We start from the raw sequence: 12,619 nt of genomic DNA on the forward strand, positions 1-12,619 counted from the left end.
CGATATTGCCGGATCGAAGATTGTCCCTTGTGCGATGTTCGTGCTGTGCCGCCGGATGACCGCGGACAGCGGCTAACGAATATGCGCCGCCGCTTCCGCTATCGCGGTACGCAGGGTCTGGCAGGCGACGACAAGGTCGTTTTCGCGTAGAAGCGCACCGCCGATGAGGTAGATCACGTGTTCGCCGTAGGCGCGTTGCATGTCCGGGATCCGTTCAAAGGTCATGCCACCTCCAGGGGCGGGGAAGATCGGCTTCAACCCGCCAAGATCTTCCGTGCAGCCTTCGAGGATCGACAGACATTCCTCGCGCGAGAAACCAAACCTGCCGCCGAAATTCGGGAACACCACCGCGTCCACGCCCATCAGTCGCTGCAGGGTCCCAAAGAAGAAGCGATGCGAGAAGCCGGTCGTGGGCGTGATGACATGCGTCCCGGAGAAGGTCGGATGCGAGACGATAGGCAGGCCAAAATCCGGATCGGCGGCAAGGCCGCGCGAAACGTCGAAACCGACAAGAGAGGGAGCGAGCATGACGGCGCCGGCGCCCGCTTCCTTTGCCATGAATGCTCTATCGACGATCTGCGAGGCAGGGCCTGTGATGTTCGGCACGTAAGCACATTGAAAACCGGTCTCGGCATTCGCTTCCGCGACGGCTGTCACGCAGGCCGCAAGCCGATCCGCGTAGGGAGACGTCGGCTGGTCGACCAGCCCGTGGTCATCCTTGATCAGGTGCATGCCCCCAAGTGCAAAGTTGTAGGCAAGCTTGGCAAGTTCGGCCGTCGAGAGACCGACCGGCTTGATGGCCGACATGATCAGCGGTCCGGAGGTGACGCCGGTGCGCGTGCGCAGTCGCGCTGCACCGAACCGTGGTCCGGGGCATAGCGTGCGCAGGCCGCTCGACAATCTGATCCCTTCGACACGGGTGTTGGTCTTGATGGACGAGTTGCCGAAAACGATGTTCAGCAATTGCAGAAAGTCGCCGCCGACATCGTCCTCGCTGTACGAGATCTCGGCGATAAAGCCGCCGCGCTCGCTGCCGTCGGGGGTTAAGGTCTCGAGCCGCCCGAGGATTTCGTCTTCGACGTAACCGTGGGGCACGATATCGCGAGGGATTTCAACCGTCTGTTCGACGCTGATATCCAGAGCTCGCGCTCTTGCCTCCTTCTCGTCGATGGCGCCGAGCCAGTAGGTAACGGAGAACCGCTCAGCCATCACAGTGCTTCCGCTTTTTGCGCCGAATGCACCGTATCAAGGCGGACGGCGTCAAGTTCGGCATCGGCAATATCGAGGTCGCGGCCGAGAAGTTTGCTGATCGCGTGCGTCAGCGCGCTGGCGTCGAGGCCGTATTTCTTCATCAGATAGGGCTTGGAGGCGCCATGGGCGAACGTGTCTTCCAGTCCCAGCCGGCGAAGGCGGATGCCGAGACCCTCTTCAGCCAGAATTTCCGCGACCAGCGAACCAAGCCCGCCGTTGATCGTGTGGTTTTCAAGCGTGACAACACCCTTCTTGCCGCGCGCAGCCCTGATGAGACCATCACGGTCGAACGGCTTCAGCGTCGACGCGTGGAGATGGTGAACGCCGATCCCGCGTTCCTTCAGCGGCCCGGCCGCACGCAACGCCTCTTCCGTGCAGACACCCGAGGTGACGACAAGAATATCGTCGCCTTCACTAAGCGTACGCAGCCGGTTGAATTCGAACGGCGTCGAAAACAGCCGCGGCACCTCGCCGCGCAAGACGCGAACATAGACGGGCCCGTCGATGGCGTCGGCAACATCGAGCACCGTTTCCACTTCGGTCGCGTCGCCGGTCTCGAGCACCGTCATGTTCGGGATCGCCCGCATGACCGATATGTCTTCGATCGCCTGATGGGTGATGCCGCCCGGCGTCGTGATGCCGGGCAGGAAACCCATCATCCGGACCTTGCGGTTGGAATAGGCGATCGAGTTGATCAACTGATCGTAGGGACGGCGATAGAGAAACACAGAGAAGGTATGGATGAACGGGCGAAAGCCCTGCATCGCCAGCCCGCCGGCAAAGGACAGCATATTCTGCTCGGCCATCCCAAGCGACAGAAACTGATCCGGATAACGATCGCGGAATCCATCGACTTCGCACGACGATGTCAGGTCGGCCGACAGGCAAAGCACTTCGGGTCGGGCCGAAGCGAAGGCTTCAAAAGCCTTGGCGTAGGGGCGATTGACGATTTCGACCATGATCAGGCCCTCGCTATTTCTGCAATGTCGACACCGAGTTCGGCGGCGATCGCCGCCTGCATTTCCTGGCGCTCGTCGGCGGATTTGAAACGGACATAATGGAGGCGGGGGAACCGTCTCTTCAGGAACGGCATGCCTTCGAATGGCGAGGTGTTCGCGAGGATGAGGAGCGGTTTTCCCGTCTCGGCGCCGTCGGCTGCCGTCCGGAAGGCCTGCAGGTCATGGCCGTCGATGGAGCGGCAGGTGGCGCCGAAGGCAGCAACACGCGCGGGCAGATCGCCGAGATCGAGGACGGACGACATGGCACCGTCGCATTGCTGACGATTGACGTCTACGACAACGCGAATGTTGTCTATGCCATGGTAGCTCATGGCGGCCAGGCACTCCCAGGTCTGTCCCTCCTGGAATTCGCCATCGGACATGTAAACCCAGACCTTGCCGGGTTCGCCGCGGCGTTTGCGCGCCCAGGCGAGGCCCGATGCCATGGAGAGGCCCTGCGCCAACGATCCGGTGGTTACCTCCATGCCCGGGCTATGCTCGGCACCGATCATCTCGACGGAACCGCCGTCGCGGTTGAAATGGTCAAGCGCATCTTCATCCATGCGGCCGACCTGGATGAGCGCCGAGTAGATGACGAGCGCGTAATGCGCGGGCGAGACGATGAAGCGGTCGTATTCCGGCGTGAAAGGACCGTGATAACCCGCTCCGGTGAATGCCTGTGGGTTCGTAGACGACGGAACGCCGGCGAAGGGCGGGGGCACTTTAGGAAGTGTCGGTTCTCCGAGATGGAGTGCCTCGTTGTAGAGGAATGCCAGGCTTTCCGCTGCGGAGCAGGCCTGGCTCAGATAGCCGCCATTGTTCCGCATCGTATGGAGGAAGACACGCTTTCGGATGCCGGCTGCGACATCCTCCGTGCGCTGCTTGTTGGGGATGCTCATGATTATCTCCGCTCGGGAAAAAGCGCCTTCAGCCCTGATGGCGAGGCTTCGGCGATGCCGCGTTCCGTGATGAGGCCGGTAATCAGGCGGGCCGGCGTCACATCGAAGGCGGGGTTGGCCGCGGGACTTCCATCCGGTGAGACGCGAACGGTGGCGATCGAACCGTCAGGGCCGCGACCCTGCACGAAGGTTACCTCGTCGGCGCTGCGCTCCTCGATCGGGATTTCGCGCACACCGTCATGCACCGTCCAGTCGATGGTGGGCGAGGGAAGTGCCACATAGAAAGGAACGTTGTTGTCCTTGGCGGCAAGAGCCTTCAGGTAGGTCCCGATCTTGTTGCAGACGTCGCCGTTTGCCGTGGTCCTGTCGGTGCCGACAATCACCATGTCGATGTCACCATGCTGCATCAAATGGCCGCCGGCATTGTCGACGATCAGCGTATGCGGCACGCCATGGCCGTTCAGTTCCCATGCCGTCAGCTGGGCGCCTTGGTTGCGTGGCCGGGTTTCATCGACATAGACATGCACCGGAATGCCTTCTTCGGCCGCCAGATAAATCGGGGCCGTGGCGGTGCCGTAATCGACGGTGGCAAGCCAACCGGCGTTGCAGTGCGTGAGAATATTGACGGGCTCGCCGGGATTCTTGCGCGCAGCGATCTCACGGATGACGGCAAGGCCGTTCATGCCGATGCTGCGGTTCAGGTCGACATCTTCCTCCGCGATTTCAGCGGCACGCCGATAGGCGGCATCAGCTCGCTCGCCTTCCGGCAGCTTGCGTAGAAACTCACGCATGGAATCGAGCGCCCAGCGCAGGTTGATGGCTGTCGGGCGCGTCTCGTGAAGGGTTTCCCAGACTGTGTCGAGCGACGCATCGCTGCTGTCGGAGGCCATGGCAAGGGCAACACCATAAGCCGCGGTTACGCCGATCAGTGGCGCGCCTCGTACCCACATGTCGCGAATGGCAACCGCAACGTCCTCCACGTTCTTCAGCGTGACCACCCGGAACTCATGCGGCAGCCACCGTTGATCGATGATGTCAACGGATCTGCCGTCCTCGTTCAGCCAGATGGTGTGGTAGTGGCGTTCTCCGACTTTCAACTGACTGTCTCCTTCTCGAGCCTGTTGGCCAAAGAGCTGATCTCTGCAAGGCTATGAATTTGCCGGCGGTTGACGACGAGATGACGGCCCAGCTTCAGGGCTTTCGTTTCGCAGCGCGCGCGCAGGTCGAGGTCCGAAATGGTTTCGAAATCCGCATTGTGCGCGAGGCCGAGGATACGGCGATGGATCTCCACACCGGCAAAGCCGAGCATGTCAGTCCAGATCTCGTGCAGCATGTGGTTGAGTGCTTGTTCGGAGCCCAGCCGGTCGCCGCGATCTTCGAAGAGTGATCGCTGGTAGAGGATGCCGTTGCGCTCCTCGTGCCAGAGGCGAGCGAATTCCGCGCGGAAGGTCGTCCAGATCTCGTCGACGACCCCCAATAGGTAGCGTCGCATTTCTTCGCGATCACCGTCTTCTTCGTGCCCTGCCTGCGAGAAATAGCTCATCCAGAAATTGGCGATCATCATGCCCACGTCGAATGCAATGGGGCCGTAGAAGGCAAATTCCGGGTCGATGACGCGCGTCTCTTCGCCCGTCACCATCACAGATCCGGTGTGGAGGTCGCCATGGAGCAGCGTCTCGGCCTTGGCGGTAAAGAGATGCTTGAGCTTCTGCGCCTCTACTTTCAGGTCGCGGTCGGCCCGTAATTCGGCCACCAGGCCGTCAAGCTGCGGCGACGTGTGCCGGTTTAGAGACGCTTCGAAGTAGGGATCGGAGAAGACGAGGTTTTCCGTGATGTCGCAAAGCTCGACATTGTCGGAAAACAGCGCCAGATCCTCCTTGCGCTTGCGCGCGGACATCGCGAGGTCCGAGCCACGAAACAGCGTCCGCGCAGCGAAGAGGCCGAGATCGCGACCAATCCTGGGCAATTGCTGGCCCTCGATGAGCGCGCGCCGCAGGATGATGTGCGGCGACAGGAATTCCATGACAATGATCGCCTGCTCGGCGTCGAAATAGAAAATCTCCGGCACCATGCCGGGGTCGCGCTCCGATTGGCGGACCAGCGCGTGATATTCGAAGAAGGACCGCTTCAGCGGCAGTGGCCAGCTTTCGCCGACAAGGCGCACATAAGGCAGCGCCTGCTTCACGATCGCTTTTCCCTGTTCGCCTTCGACGATGAAGACCAAGTTGAGGTTGCCGTCGCCGACTTCTCTGACACGCCAGCTGTTGTTGTTGGCGCCGAGTCTTGCCCTGAGTTCCGGCAGGGCGCCCAGCCGTTGCGGCAACGTTTCGGGGCATAGCGCCACGAACGGTTTCGTATCCGTCATTATCTTCCTCCCGGATCGTTTTCGTGCGGGCTCGTCTCCGCCCCGCACTGCTGGCTTCCCTCCTCTTTGGTCGGCCAGCGATCTCCCAATCAACGATCTTGATGGCATTTGATATGGGCTACTTTGTCAAATGTCAACGCGCTTGACATTTGATGACGTCCCGTCCTAGCATCATGTCGGGAGGATGGAAATGAACGAAGAACCTGTGTTCCGCGTCGAAGGACTGCGGAAGTCGTTTGGTCGTATTCAGGTGCTCGGCGGGGTGGATCTTTCACTGCGCGCTGGCTCTGTGACTGCCCTCATGGGCGCAAACGGCGCCGGCAAGTCGACACTCGTTCGTATCGTCAGCGGCGTCTATGCGCGCGACGCTGGCCATATCTCGCTCGCGGGAAGGGACTTCTTTCCGACCTCGCCAGCAGAGGCCATCCGCGCCGGTGTCGTGACCGTCCATCAGAACATCAACGATGGTGTCGTCGCGGACCTCGATGTCGCGACCAATCTTACCCTTGACCGGCTGAACGGTCGCTCGGCCCGCTGGTTCTTCAATCCAAGGCGGGTGCGGCGTGAAGCAAAAGCTGTTGCCGACCGCATGGGCCTGTCGATCAATCTCGACGCCAGCATTGCCGACCTCTCCCTTGCCGACAGGCAGATGGTAGCCATTGCCCGTGCCATGGCGCACGAACCGAAAGTCCTGATTCTGGACGAGCCGACATCGTCGCTGTCGAGCGCCGAGGCCGAGCGGCTGTTCCAGCTTGTCGACCGCCTGCGCGCCCACGGAGTGGCGATCCTTTATATCTCGCACCGGATGTCTGATATCCGGCGTCTTGCCGACAGTATCGTCAGCCTCAGAGACGGACGGATCACCGGCTCTTTTGCCGGCCCCGAGCTCGACTATGAGGGTGCGGTCAACGCCATGCTCGGCAAGACGATCAGCCATGGCGGCATCACCGTACAAACCGGAGGGGCACCGGTTCTCTCCGCCGAGAGCCTGCAACTGGCCAGCGGTGCTCGGCCCTTCTCCTTTGCCCTTCGCGAGGGAGAAGTCGTTGCTGTCACCGGCCTCGTCGGTGTCGGCAAGACTGCGCTTGCCGAAACGCTTTTCGGCGCAAGGCAGCCTGCTGCCGGCCAGATGTCGCTCGACGGCAAGCCTTACAAGCCTCGCACACCGCAGCAGGCAATCAACGAGGGCGTCTTCCTTGTTGCCAAGGACCGTACGGACAGCGGCATCATTCCCGATTTCAATATCTACGAGAACATGAGCCTGCCATTTCTGAGGCGGCTCGCGCATCTCGGCGGGGTCTCGAGCCGTGGTTCGGAACGGGGAGAGGCGAAGCGGCAGATTGCGGCGCTCGGCATCGTCTGCCGGTCGGAGCGCGACGAAATGCACACGCTGTCCGGCGGCAATCAGCAAAAGGTCATGGTCGCCCGCTGGCTGAGCCAGCCGTGCCGGCTGCTGGTGCTCGACGAGCCCTTTCAGGGCGTCGACATCGCCGCCCGGCGCGACATTGCGGGCAAGCTGCGGACCTCGGCCAAGGGAAGGGCGACCGTGGTCTTTCTCACCGAACTCGATGAGGCCTTCGAAATTGCCGACCGTATTCTCGTGATGTCCGAGCAGACCCTGGTGGGCGAACACCGTAACGCGAATATCGACGTCAACAAACTGCTGGCCGAAATCGCCGGGCAGCATGAAATGGTGAATTGAATGACTGATCACGACACGCCGATCGCCGCTGCGCCGACGACACGAAGCGTTCCGCCGCAGGCGAGCAGCGCCACCATTCGCGAGCTCGCGATCCGCTATGGGTTTCTGGTGCTGCTGGCGGGCATGCTCGTCTATTTCTCCATCGTCACCAGCGGCTTTGCATCGCCGCAGAGCGCCGTCTTCATCCTGCAATCCGTTTCGATCACCGGCATCCTGGCACTTGGCGTTACGGCAACCATGGTCGTCGGCGGCTTCGACCTGTCGATCGGCTCCGTTGCGACAACGGCGATGATGGCCTCGTCCTATATCATGGTCATCATGAACGGCGACGCCACGACCGCCATTGCCGCGTGCCTGCTGATCGGTATCGTCATCGGGCTGATCAACGGCTTCCTGGTCGTCTACATGCGCGTTCCCGACCTGCTGGCGACGCTGGGTATGATGTTCCTGCTTGTCGGGCTGCAGCGCATTCCCACCGAAGGCCGATCGATTGCGACCGGCATGAGCCTGCCTGACGGCAGCACCGCAAGCGGCACGTTCAGCCCGGCCTTCCTGGCACTCGGGCGCCATCGCTTCGATCTTATCCTGCCCAATCTGGTGCCGGTTTCGGTCGTCGTGCTGATCGTCCTTGCCGTGCTCATCTGGTTCTTCCTGGAGTACACCCGCTACGGCCGGATGATGTACGCCGTTGGTTCGAACGAGCGCGCCGCCCAGCTCGCCGGTGCGCCGGTCAATACCTACAAGATGTTCGCCTATGTCATCTCGGGCGTCTTCGCCTCGATCGGCGGCATCCTGCTTGCGGCGCGTCTGGGCCGTGGCGATATCGCTTCGGGCAACAATCTCCTGCTGGATGCGGTTGCGGCTGCGCTCATCGGCTTCGCAGTGCTTGGTGTTGCCAAGCCGAACGCTTTCGGCACCGCGATCGGTGCGCTCTTCGTCGGTGTTCTCCTGCAGGGCCTAACGATGATGAACGCGCCCTACTACACGCAGGATTTCGTCAAGGGTGCGGTGCTGGTCATCGCGCTGGTCTTTACCTTTGCTCTATCGGGGAGAGGCAAACGATAGGGCTGGGAGGCCCATCGCGCATACGCATGAACAACAAAGCGTCTACTGTGGAGGAGACAGGAATGAATATTACGCGCAGAACACTCGCCAAGCTGACCATAGGTCTTATGGGCGCGACGGCCTTTTCTGGCATGGCCGTTTCGGCCGAAATGCCCAAGCCCTTTGATAATCCCGGCAAGGTCAAGATCGCCCTCGTGCGTTATCTGTCGACCGGCGACTTCTTCCAATCCTATCTGTCGGGCGTCGAAGCGCAGGCCAAGGCCCTTGGCGTTGATCTTCGCGTGCTGGACAGCCGCCAGGATGCCGCGTTGCAGGCCGACATGGTCGACCAGGCGATCGCGCTCAAGGTCGATGGTATCATCATCCAGCACGGCCTGACGGAATCGATGAAGGAAGCGGCCAAGCGCGCCGTCGACGCCGGGATCAAGGTTGTCGCCTTCGACGTCAACGTCGAGAATCCGCAGATCCCGCAGATCGAGCAGTCCGACCGCGATCTGGCGCGGCTCGCGCTCGAGCAGTCCATCAAGGACAACGGTGAGAGCTGGAAGGCCGGCTACGTCTATGTCGCCGGCATCGCGCCGCTCGACCGCCGCGACGAGACCTGGAAGGAGTTCAAGACGAAGTATCCGGGCATCAAGGAAGCCGCGATGTTCGGGACGATGGACAATCCCATCGCAAACTCTGTCGCCAACCAGGCCCGCTCGGTCCTGTCAGCCAACCCCGATATCCAGGTGATGTTCGCGCCCTATGACGAGTTCGCCAAGGGCGTAAAGATCGCGGTCGACGAAGCTGGCCTTTCGACCAGCGTGAAGATCTACTCGGCCGATATTTCCACCTCCGATATCGCCGCCATGCGCGAACCGGATAGCGCCTGGGCGGCAACGGCCGCGACCAATCCTGCCGTGGTCGGTCAGGTGTCCGTTCGCGCCCTTGCCATGCTGCTTGCCGGCGAAGATCCGGGCCACAACGTGATCGTTCCTCCGACTCTGATCACGCAGCAGCAGCTGAAGGATGCCGATATCAAGAACATGGAAGAGCTCGGCGCCAAGCTGCCGCAGTTCGCCCATGCCGACGTTGCGGTTCCTGCATGGATGCCGACGCCCAGCAAGAAGTAGTTTCCGGCTTTGTCTGGCGAATGGGAGGCGGTCTTCGGGCCGCCTTTTTCGTTTGCGGAGTTGTCTGGCTGCGGCTTGGCCTCTCCGGTCAGGTGACCGGAGAAGCGGATCTGCGCCCTGGTTTTAGCGCAGGGCGGCAGCGATGTTGCCGCCGTCCACCGTCGTGACGTCGGCGGTCGTGCGCTCGGCCAGCGCATGGTTGAGGAAGGCCTGAGCCACATCCTCGGCGGTCACCTCCTGCCCGAGCAGGTTGCCACCCATATAGTCCTTGACCGAGAGCCCGCGGGCGGCGGCCCGCTTGGCGATCATCTCATCGTCCAGCAGCCCCGAACGAATACGGTCGGCATTGACCGCATTCGAACGGATGCCATCTGCGCCGTGCTCCAGGGCGTATTGCCGCGAGAGGAACAGCGTTGCGGCTTTTGGCAGTCCGTAGGCGCCGAATTTTGCCCCGGGATTGACCGCCTGCTTGCTCGCATTGAAGAGCAACGCGCCGCCGGTGCCCTGCTGCTTCATGATCCTGACGGCGTTTTGCGCGACCAGTTGGTGCGAGAAGAAGTTCAGCTCAAAACTCCGACGTAGCAAGCTGTCATCGAGCGTTGCAATGGCGCCCTCCCATGCCGCACCGGCATTGGAGACAAGGATGTCGACGCCGCCGAAGGTTGCAACTGCACGATCGAAGGCGGCGCGCACCGAGGCTGGATCCGTAACATCACACGCCACGCCGATGGATTGGTTGCCGATCGCCTTGGCTATATCACTCGCCTTGCCGCCGTCGAGGTCAGCCACCACGACGTGGGCGCCTTCACGCGCGAAGAGCTTGGCCGTTGCTGCGCCGATGGCGCCGGCACCGCCGGTTACGAATGCCACCTGTCCCGTTAGCGGTTTTGGCTTGGCACCGGCGAGTTTTGCCTGTTCCAGGGACCAGTATTCGAGATCGAAGAGATCCGGTCGGCTGACGGGCTCGAAGCGCCCGACCGATTCCGCATCCCGTGCCGCCTCGATCCACATCTCGCCGACATCGGCTGCGATCTTCGCGTCCTTGAGTGTGCGGCCATGGCCGAACATGCCGAGGCCGGGGACGAGGGTGAGACGCGGCATCGGGTCCAGCATCGTCCGCTTCACATCGTCACGCGCGTCGTTCGTGCGGAAGTACTCCGTATAGTCTGCCACAAAGGCTGCCACGCGGGCGTCGATGACGCTGCGGAAATCCTCGATCCGATCGGCGTCCGGCGCCGGCAATACCATCGGACCGGTCTTGATGCGGATCGACAGATCAGGGGTCGAGACACCACGCGAGGCCATGTCCTCGACCTCGCGCGCATTGACGAATTCGAGGATGGCGGGGGAGGTCCGGAATTCGCTCACCATGCGATCGTAACGGCCATCGCCACGAGCGACGGCAACGGCGCCACGCAACATCGATGCGATCTCGCTCGCGGGAGCGATTGTCTGCGGCAGGATTGCCGGCGTGAACGGGTTTTTCCCGTGGTCGCGCACATAGTCTTCCGCCAGCGTGACGTAATGGATCATCCTGTCGTAGGCTTCCTTGGCCGTCTCGCCAAAGGTGAAGATGCCGTGCTTGTCGAGGATGAGACCGTCAACATCGGGGTCCCGATCGAACACTTCGGCAGCGGCCTTGGCGAGGGCGAAGCCCGGCATGATGTAGGGCACGAAGCCCATCTTTTTGCCGAAGATTGCCGAGCTCATCTCCTTGCTGGCTGCCTGGTCGGCGATCGCGAGGATCGCGGTCGAATGGGTATGGTCGACAAACTTGTGCGGAAGGAAGGCGTGCAAAAGCGCCTCAACCGAGGGATTGGGCGATGCCGGATCGACCAAGTTGGCGCGTTGCAGCGTCACCATGTCCTCGTCCGAGAGCGCGTCAAGCTTGCGGGCCTTGAGCAGCGACGCCATCTTGACCGCGGGCAACCCTTCAGGCTCGATCGTGCCCATGTCCCACCCGCTGCCCTTGACGCAGAGGACCTCCCACTCGTCGCCGACGATATCGCTGACCACAGTCTTGACCGACGTGTTGCCACCGCCGTGCAGCACCAGGCGTGGCTCTCCGCCGAGCAGCCGGGTCGTGTAGGTTCTGAGTGCGAGATCGCGATTGATGCCTTTCTTGGCATAGGCTTCGACCATTGCTTCCGCATCGCTGTCGCGCCAAAGATTCTTCATGATGTCCTCCTCCGTTCACGGCAAAGCCAGCGCCTCCGCACCCGCCATGCCTGACTTTATTGAATTCAGGTCCCGCTGCCTGGTGCCGCGGTGCCGCTCCAGCGATCGAGCAGACGCCGTGCCATCGAAGCGGTGATGATAAGATGCGAAGCAAAGCCGCCCTTGATGGCAGCGACCAAAGGTTCCAGCTTCTCGTCCTCCTGCACGACCATCATCCGCTTCGGGATTGACCGGATGGAGTCGAGATCGGCAGAAATGCATCGACGGTTGTGGGCGCAATCCATCAATTGCCCCTCCCGGTCGATCACCTGGCCAGCGATGACACCGGCAGCGCCTGCCTCGCCCAGCGCCTTCATTTCCTCGGCGGTCAGCGCCCCGCACTTGACAAGATGGCTGTCGGCCTCGATGCCGCCAACGGAATAAAGCGCGAGCGTGCAGTCCGGTATCGTGGCCAATTGCTCCTGGATAACCGGCTCCTGCCGCAGCTCGTGCGCCAACCGCTCGGAGCTTAGAACCAACGGCGCATAGAAGTTGATACCTTCTGCGTTCAACCGCCGCGCAATTTCTGTCGTGCATTGGTCGGGCCGATAGGAATAGGGCGCGCCAAGGTTTCCGCAAAGCTGGACCACCGTTACCCCTTGCAGGTCGGCGAAGGGCATGACGTCGGCAATGTGATAGACGGTTCGCCCCCAGGCAACGCCGACCCTATCACCCTTGCCGATCAGTTCCAGAAATACGGCGGCCGCCACGACCGGCATTTCCGCTGTCGGATCCAGCGCATGCCGATCTTCCGGAACAATCCAGACGGACTTGAGGCCGATCGCATCTTCCACCTGGCGTGCTAGAACGTCGTCTGCGAAAAGCTGTGTTGATGTCGCGATGTTGACGATGCCTGTTTCCCGAGCCCGCCTGAGGTACATCGCCACCGAGGCGCGGGAAATGTCGAGGTGCTTTGCCACCTCATCCTGCCGCATGCCATGGGTGTAGTAGAGCCAGGCGGCTTTGTGCAGTACCTGGTCGGTGGAGCGGATGGGCATACGGCATAT

At 61.7% G+C, this 12,619-nt stretch carries 10 protein-coding genes; 3 read left to right on the forward strand and 7 right to left on the reverse strand.

Annotated elements, in window-relative coordinates:
• Positions 1-72: 72 nt before the first annotated feature.
• Genes QTL94_RS27245 through mtnK form a run of 5 tightly spaced genes read right to left on the reverse strand, consistent with a single transcriptional unit; the run spans position 73 to position 5,513 of the window.
• A complete protein-coding gene (locus QTL94_RS27245; RefSeq protein ID WP_289803726.1) occupies positions 73-1,209 on the reverse strand; it encodes a RuBisCO large subunit C-terminal-like domain-containing protein in 1,137 nt (378 codons plus the stop codon).
• Positions 1,209-2,210 (reverse strand): transketolase family protein, encoded by a 1,002-nt coding sequence (locus QTL94_RS27250; RefSeq protein ID WP_289803727.1) that lies wholly within the window; start codon positions 2,208-2,210, stop codon positions 1,209-1,211. Before QTL94_RS27250 ends, QTL94_RS27245 begins: the two co-directional genes overlap by 1 nt.
• A 2-nt stretch (positions 2,211-2,212) precedes the next feature.
• Positions 2,213-3,148, reverse strand: coding sequence for a transketolase (locus tag QTL94_RS27255; RefSeq protein ID WP_289803728.1), 936 nt, complete (start codon positions 3,146-3,148; stop codon positions 2,213-2,215).
• A gap of 2 nt (positions 3,149-3,150) precedes the next feature.
• Positions 3,151-4,245 carry an S-methyl-5-thioribose-1-phosphate isomerase gene (gene mtnA / locus QTL94_RS27260; RefSeq protein ID WP_289803729.1) on the reverse strand — a complete coding sequence of 365 codons (1,095 nt, stop codon included), beginning with the start codon at positions 4,243-4,245 and terminating at the stop codon, positions 3,151-3,153.
• A complete protein-coding gene (gene mtnK, locus QTL94_RS27265) occupies positions 4,242-5,513 on the reverse strand; it encodes an S-methyl-5-thioribose kinase (protein WP_289803730.1) in 1,272 nt (423 codons plus the stop codon). The genes mtnA and mtnK overlap by 4 nt, the downstream gene beginning before the upstream one ends.
• A gap of 190 nt (positions 5,514-5,703) precedes the next feature.
• Between mtnK and QTL94_RS27270 the strand changes: the two genes are divergently transcribed.
• The 3 genes from QTL94_RS27270 to QTL94_RS27280 all read left to right on the forward strand — a co-directional run bounded on the left by QTL94_RS27270 (position 5,704) and on the right by QTL94_RS27280 (position 9,395).
• Positions 5,704-7,215: a sugar ABC transporter ATP-binding protein gene (locus tag QTL94_RS27270; RefSeq protein ID WP_289803731.1), complete on the forward strand. Its 1,512-nt coding sequence runs from the start codon at positions 5,704-5,706 to the stop codon at positions 7,213-7,215.
• 123 nt (positions 7,216-7,338) lie between these two features.
• Positions 7,339-8,280, forward strand: a complete 942-nt coding sequence (locus QTL94_RS27275) for an ABC transporter permease (protein WP_502944211.1) — start codon at positions 7,339-7,341, stop codon at positions 8,278-8,280.
• Positions 8,281-8,342: 62 nt separating this feature from the next.
• The gene (locus QTL94_RS27280; protein ID WP_065693200.1) at positions 8,343-9,395 is read left to right on the forward strand and encodes a substrate-binding domain-containing protein; all 1,053 of its coding nucleotides are present in this window, start codon (positions 8,343-8,345) and stop codon (positions 9,393-9,395) included.
• Between the two features lie 123 nt (positions 9,396-9,518).
• Here QTL94_RS27280 and QTL94_RS27285 read toward each other — a convergent pair whose 3' ends face one another.
• Positions 9,519-11,573 (reverse strand): bifunctional aldolase/short-chain dehydrogenase, encoded by a 2,055-nt coding sequence (locus QTL94_RS27285; protein ID WP_289803733.1) that lies wholly within the window; start codon positions 11,571-11,573, stop codon positions 9,519-9,521.
• 65 nt (positions 11,574-11,638) lie between these two features.
• Positions 11,639-12,610 carry a sugar-binding transcriptional regulator gene (locus QTL94_RS27290; protein WP_065693198.1) on the reverse strand — a complete coding sequence of 324 codons (972 nt, stop codon included), beginning with the start codon at positions 12,608-12,610 and terminating at the stop codon, positions 11,639-11,641.
• Positions 12,611-12,619: the final 9 nt, after the last annotated feature.

This window comes from Rhizobium sp. S96 (assembly GCF_030382195.1).
In the GTDB taxonomy this organism is placed as follows: domain Bacteria; phylum Pseudomonadota; class Alphaproteobacteria; order Rhizobiales; family Rhizobiaceae; genus Rhizobium.

Excerpts from the sequence above, each read along its gene's own strand:
- QTL94_RS27275 (WP_502944211.1), top strand. The coding sequence starts at position 7,339 with ATGCTCGTCTATTTCTCCATCGTCACCAGCGGCTTTGCATCGCCGCAG.
- QTL94_RS27270 (WP_289803731.1), top strand. The coding sequence starts at position 5,704 with ATGAACGAAGAACCTGTGTTCCGCGTCGAAGGACTGCGGAAGTCGTTT.
- QTL94_RS27280 (WP_065693200.1), top strand. The coding sequence starts at position 8,343 with ATGAATATTACGCGCAGAACACTCGCCAAGCTGACCATAGGTCTTATG.
- QTL94_RS27290 (WP_065693198.1), bottom strand. The coding sequence starts at position 12,610 with ATGCCCATCCGCTCCACCGACCAGGTACTGCACAAAGCCGCCTGGCTC.
- QTL94_RS27250 (WP_289803727.1), bottom strand. The coding sequence starts at position 2,210 with ATGGTCGAAATCGTCAATCGCCCCTACGCCAAGGCTTTTGAAGCCTTC.
- QTL94_RS27245 (WP_289803726.1), bottom strand. The coding sequence starts at position 1,209 with ATGGCTGAGCGGTTCTCCGTTACCTACTGGCTCGGCGCCATCGACGAG.
- mtnK (WP_289803730.1), bottom strand. The coding sequence starts at position 5,513 with ATGACGGATACGAAACCGTTCGTGGCGCTATGCCCCGAAACGTTGCCG.
- QTL94_RS27285 (WP_289803733.1), bottom strand. The coding sequence starts at position 11,573 with ATGAAGAATCTTTGGCGCGACAGCGATGCGGAAGCAATGGTCGAAGCC.
- QTL94_RS27255 (WP_289803728.1), bottom strand. The coding sequence starts at position 3,148 with ATGAGCATCCCCAACAAGCAGCGCACGGAGGATGTCGCAGCCGGCATC.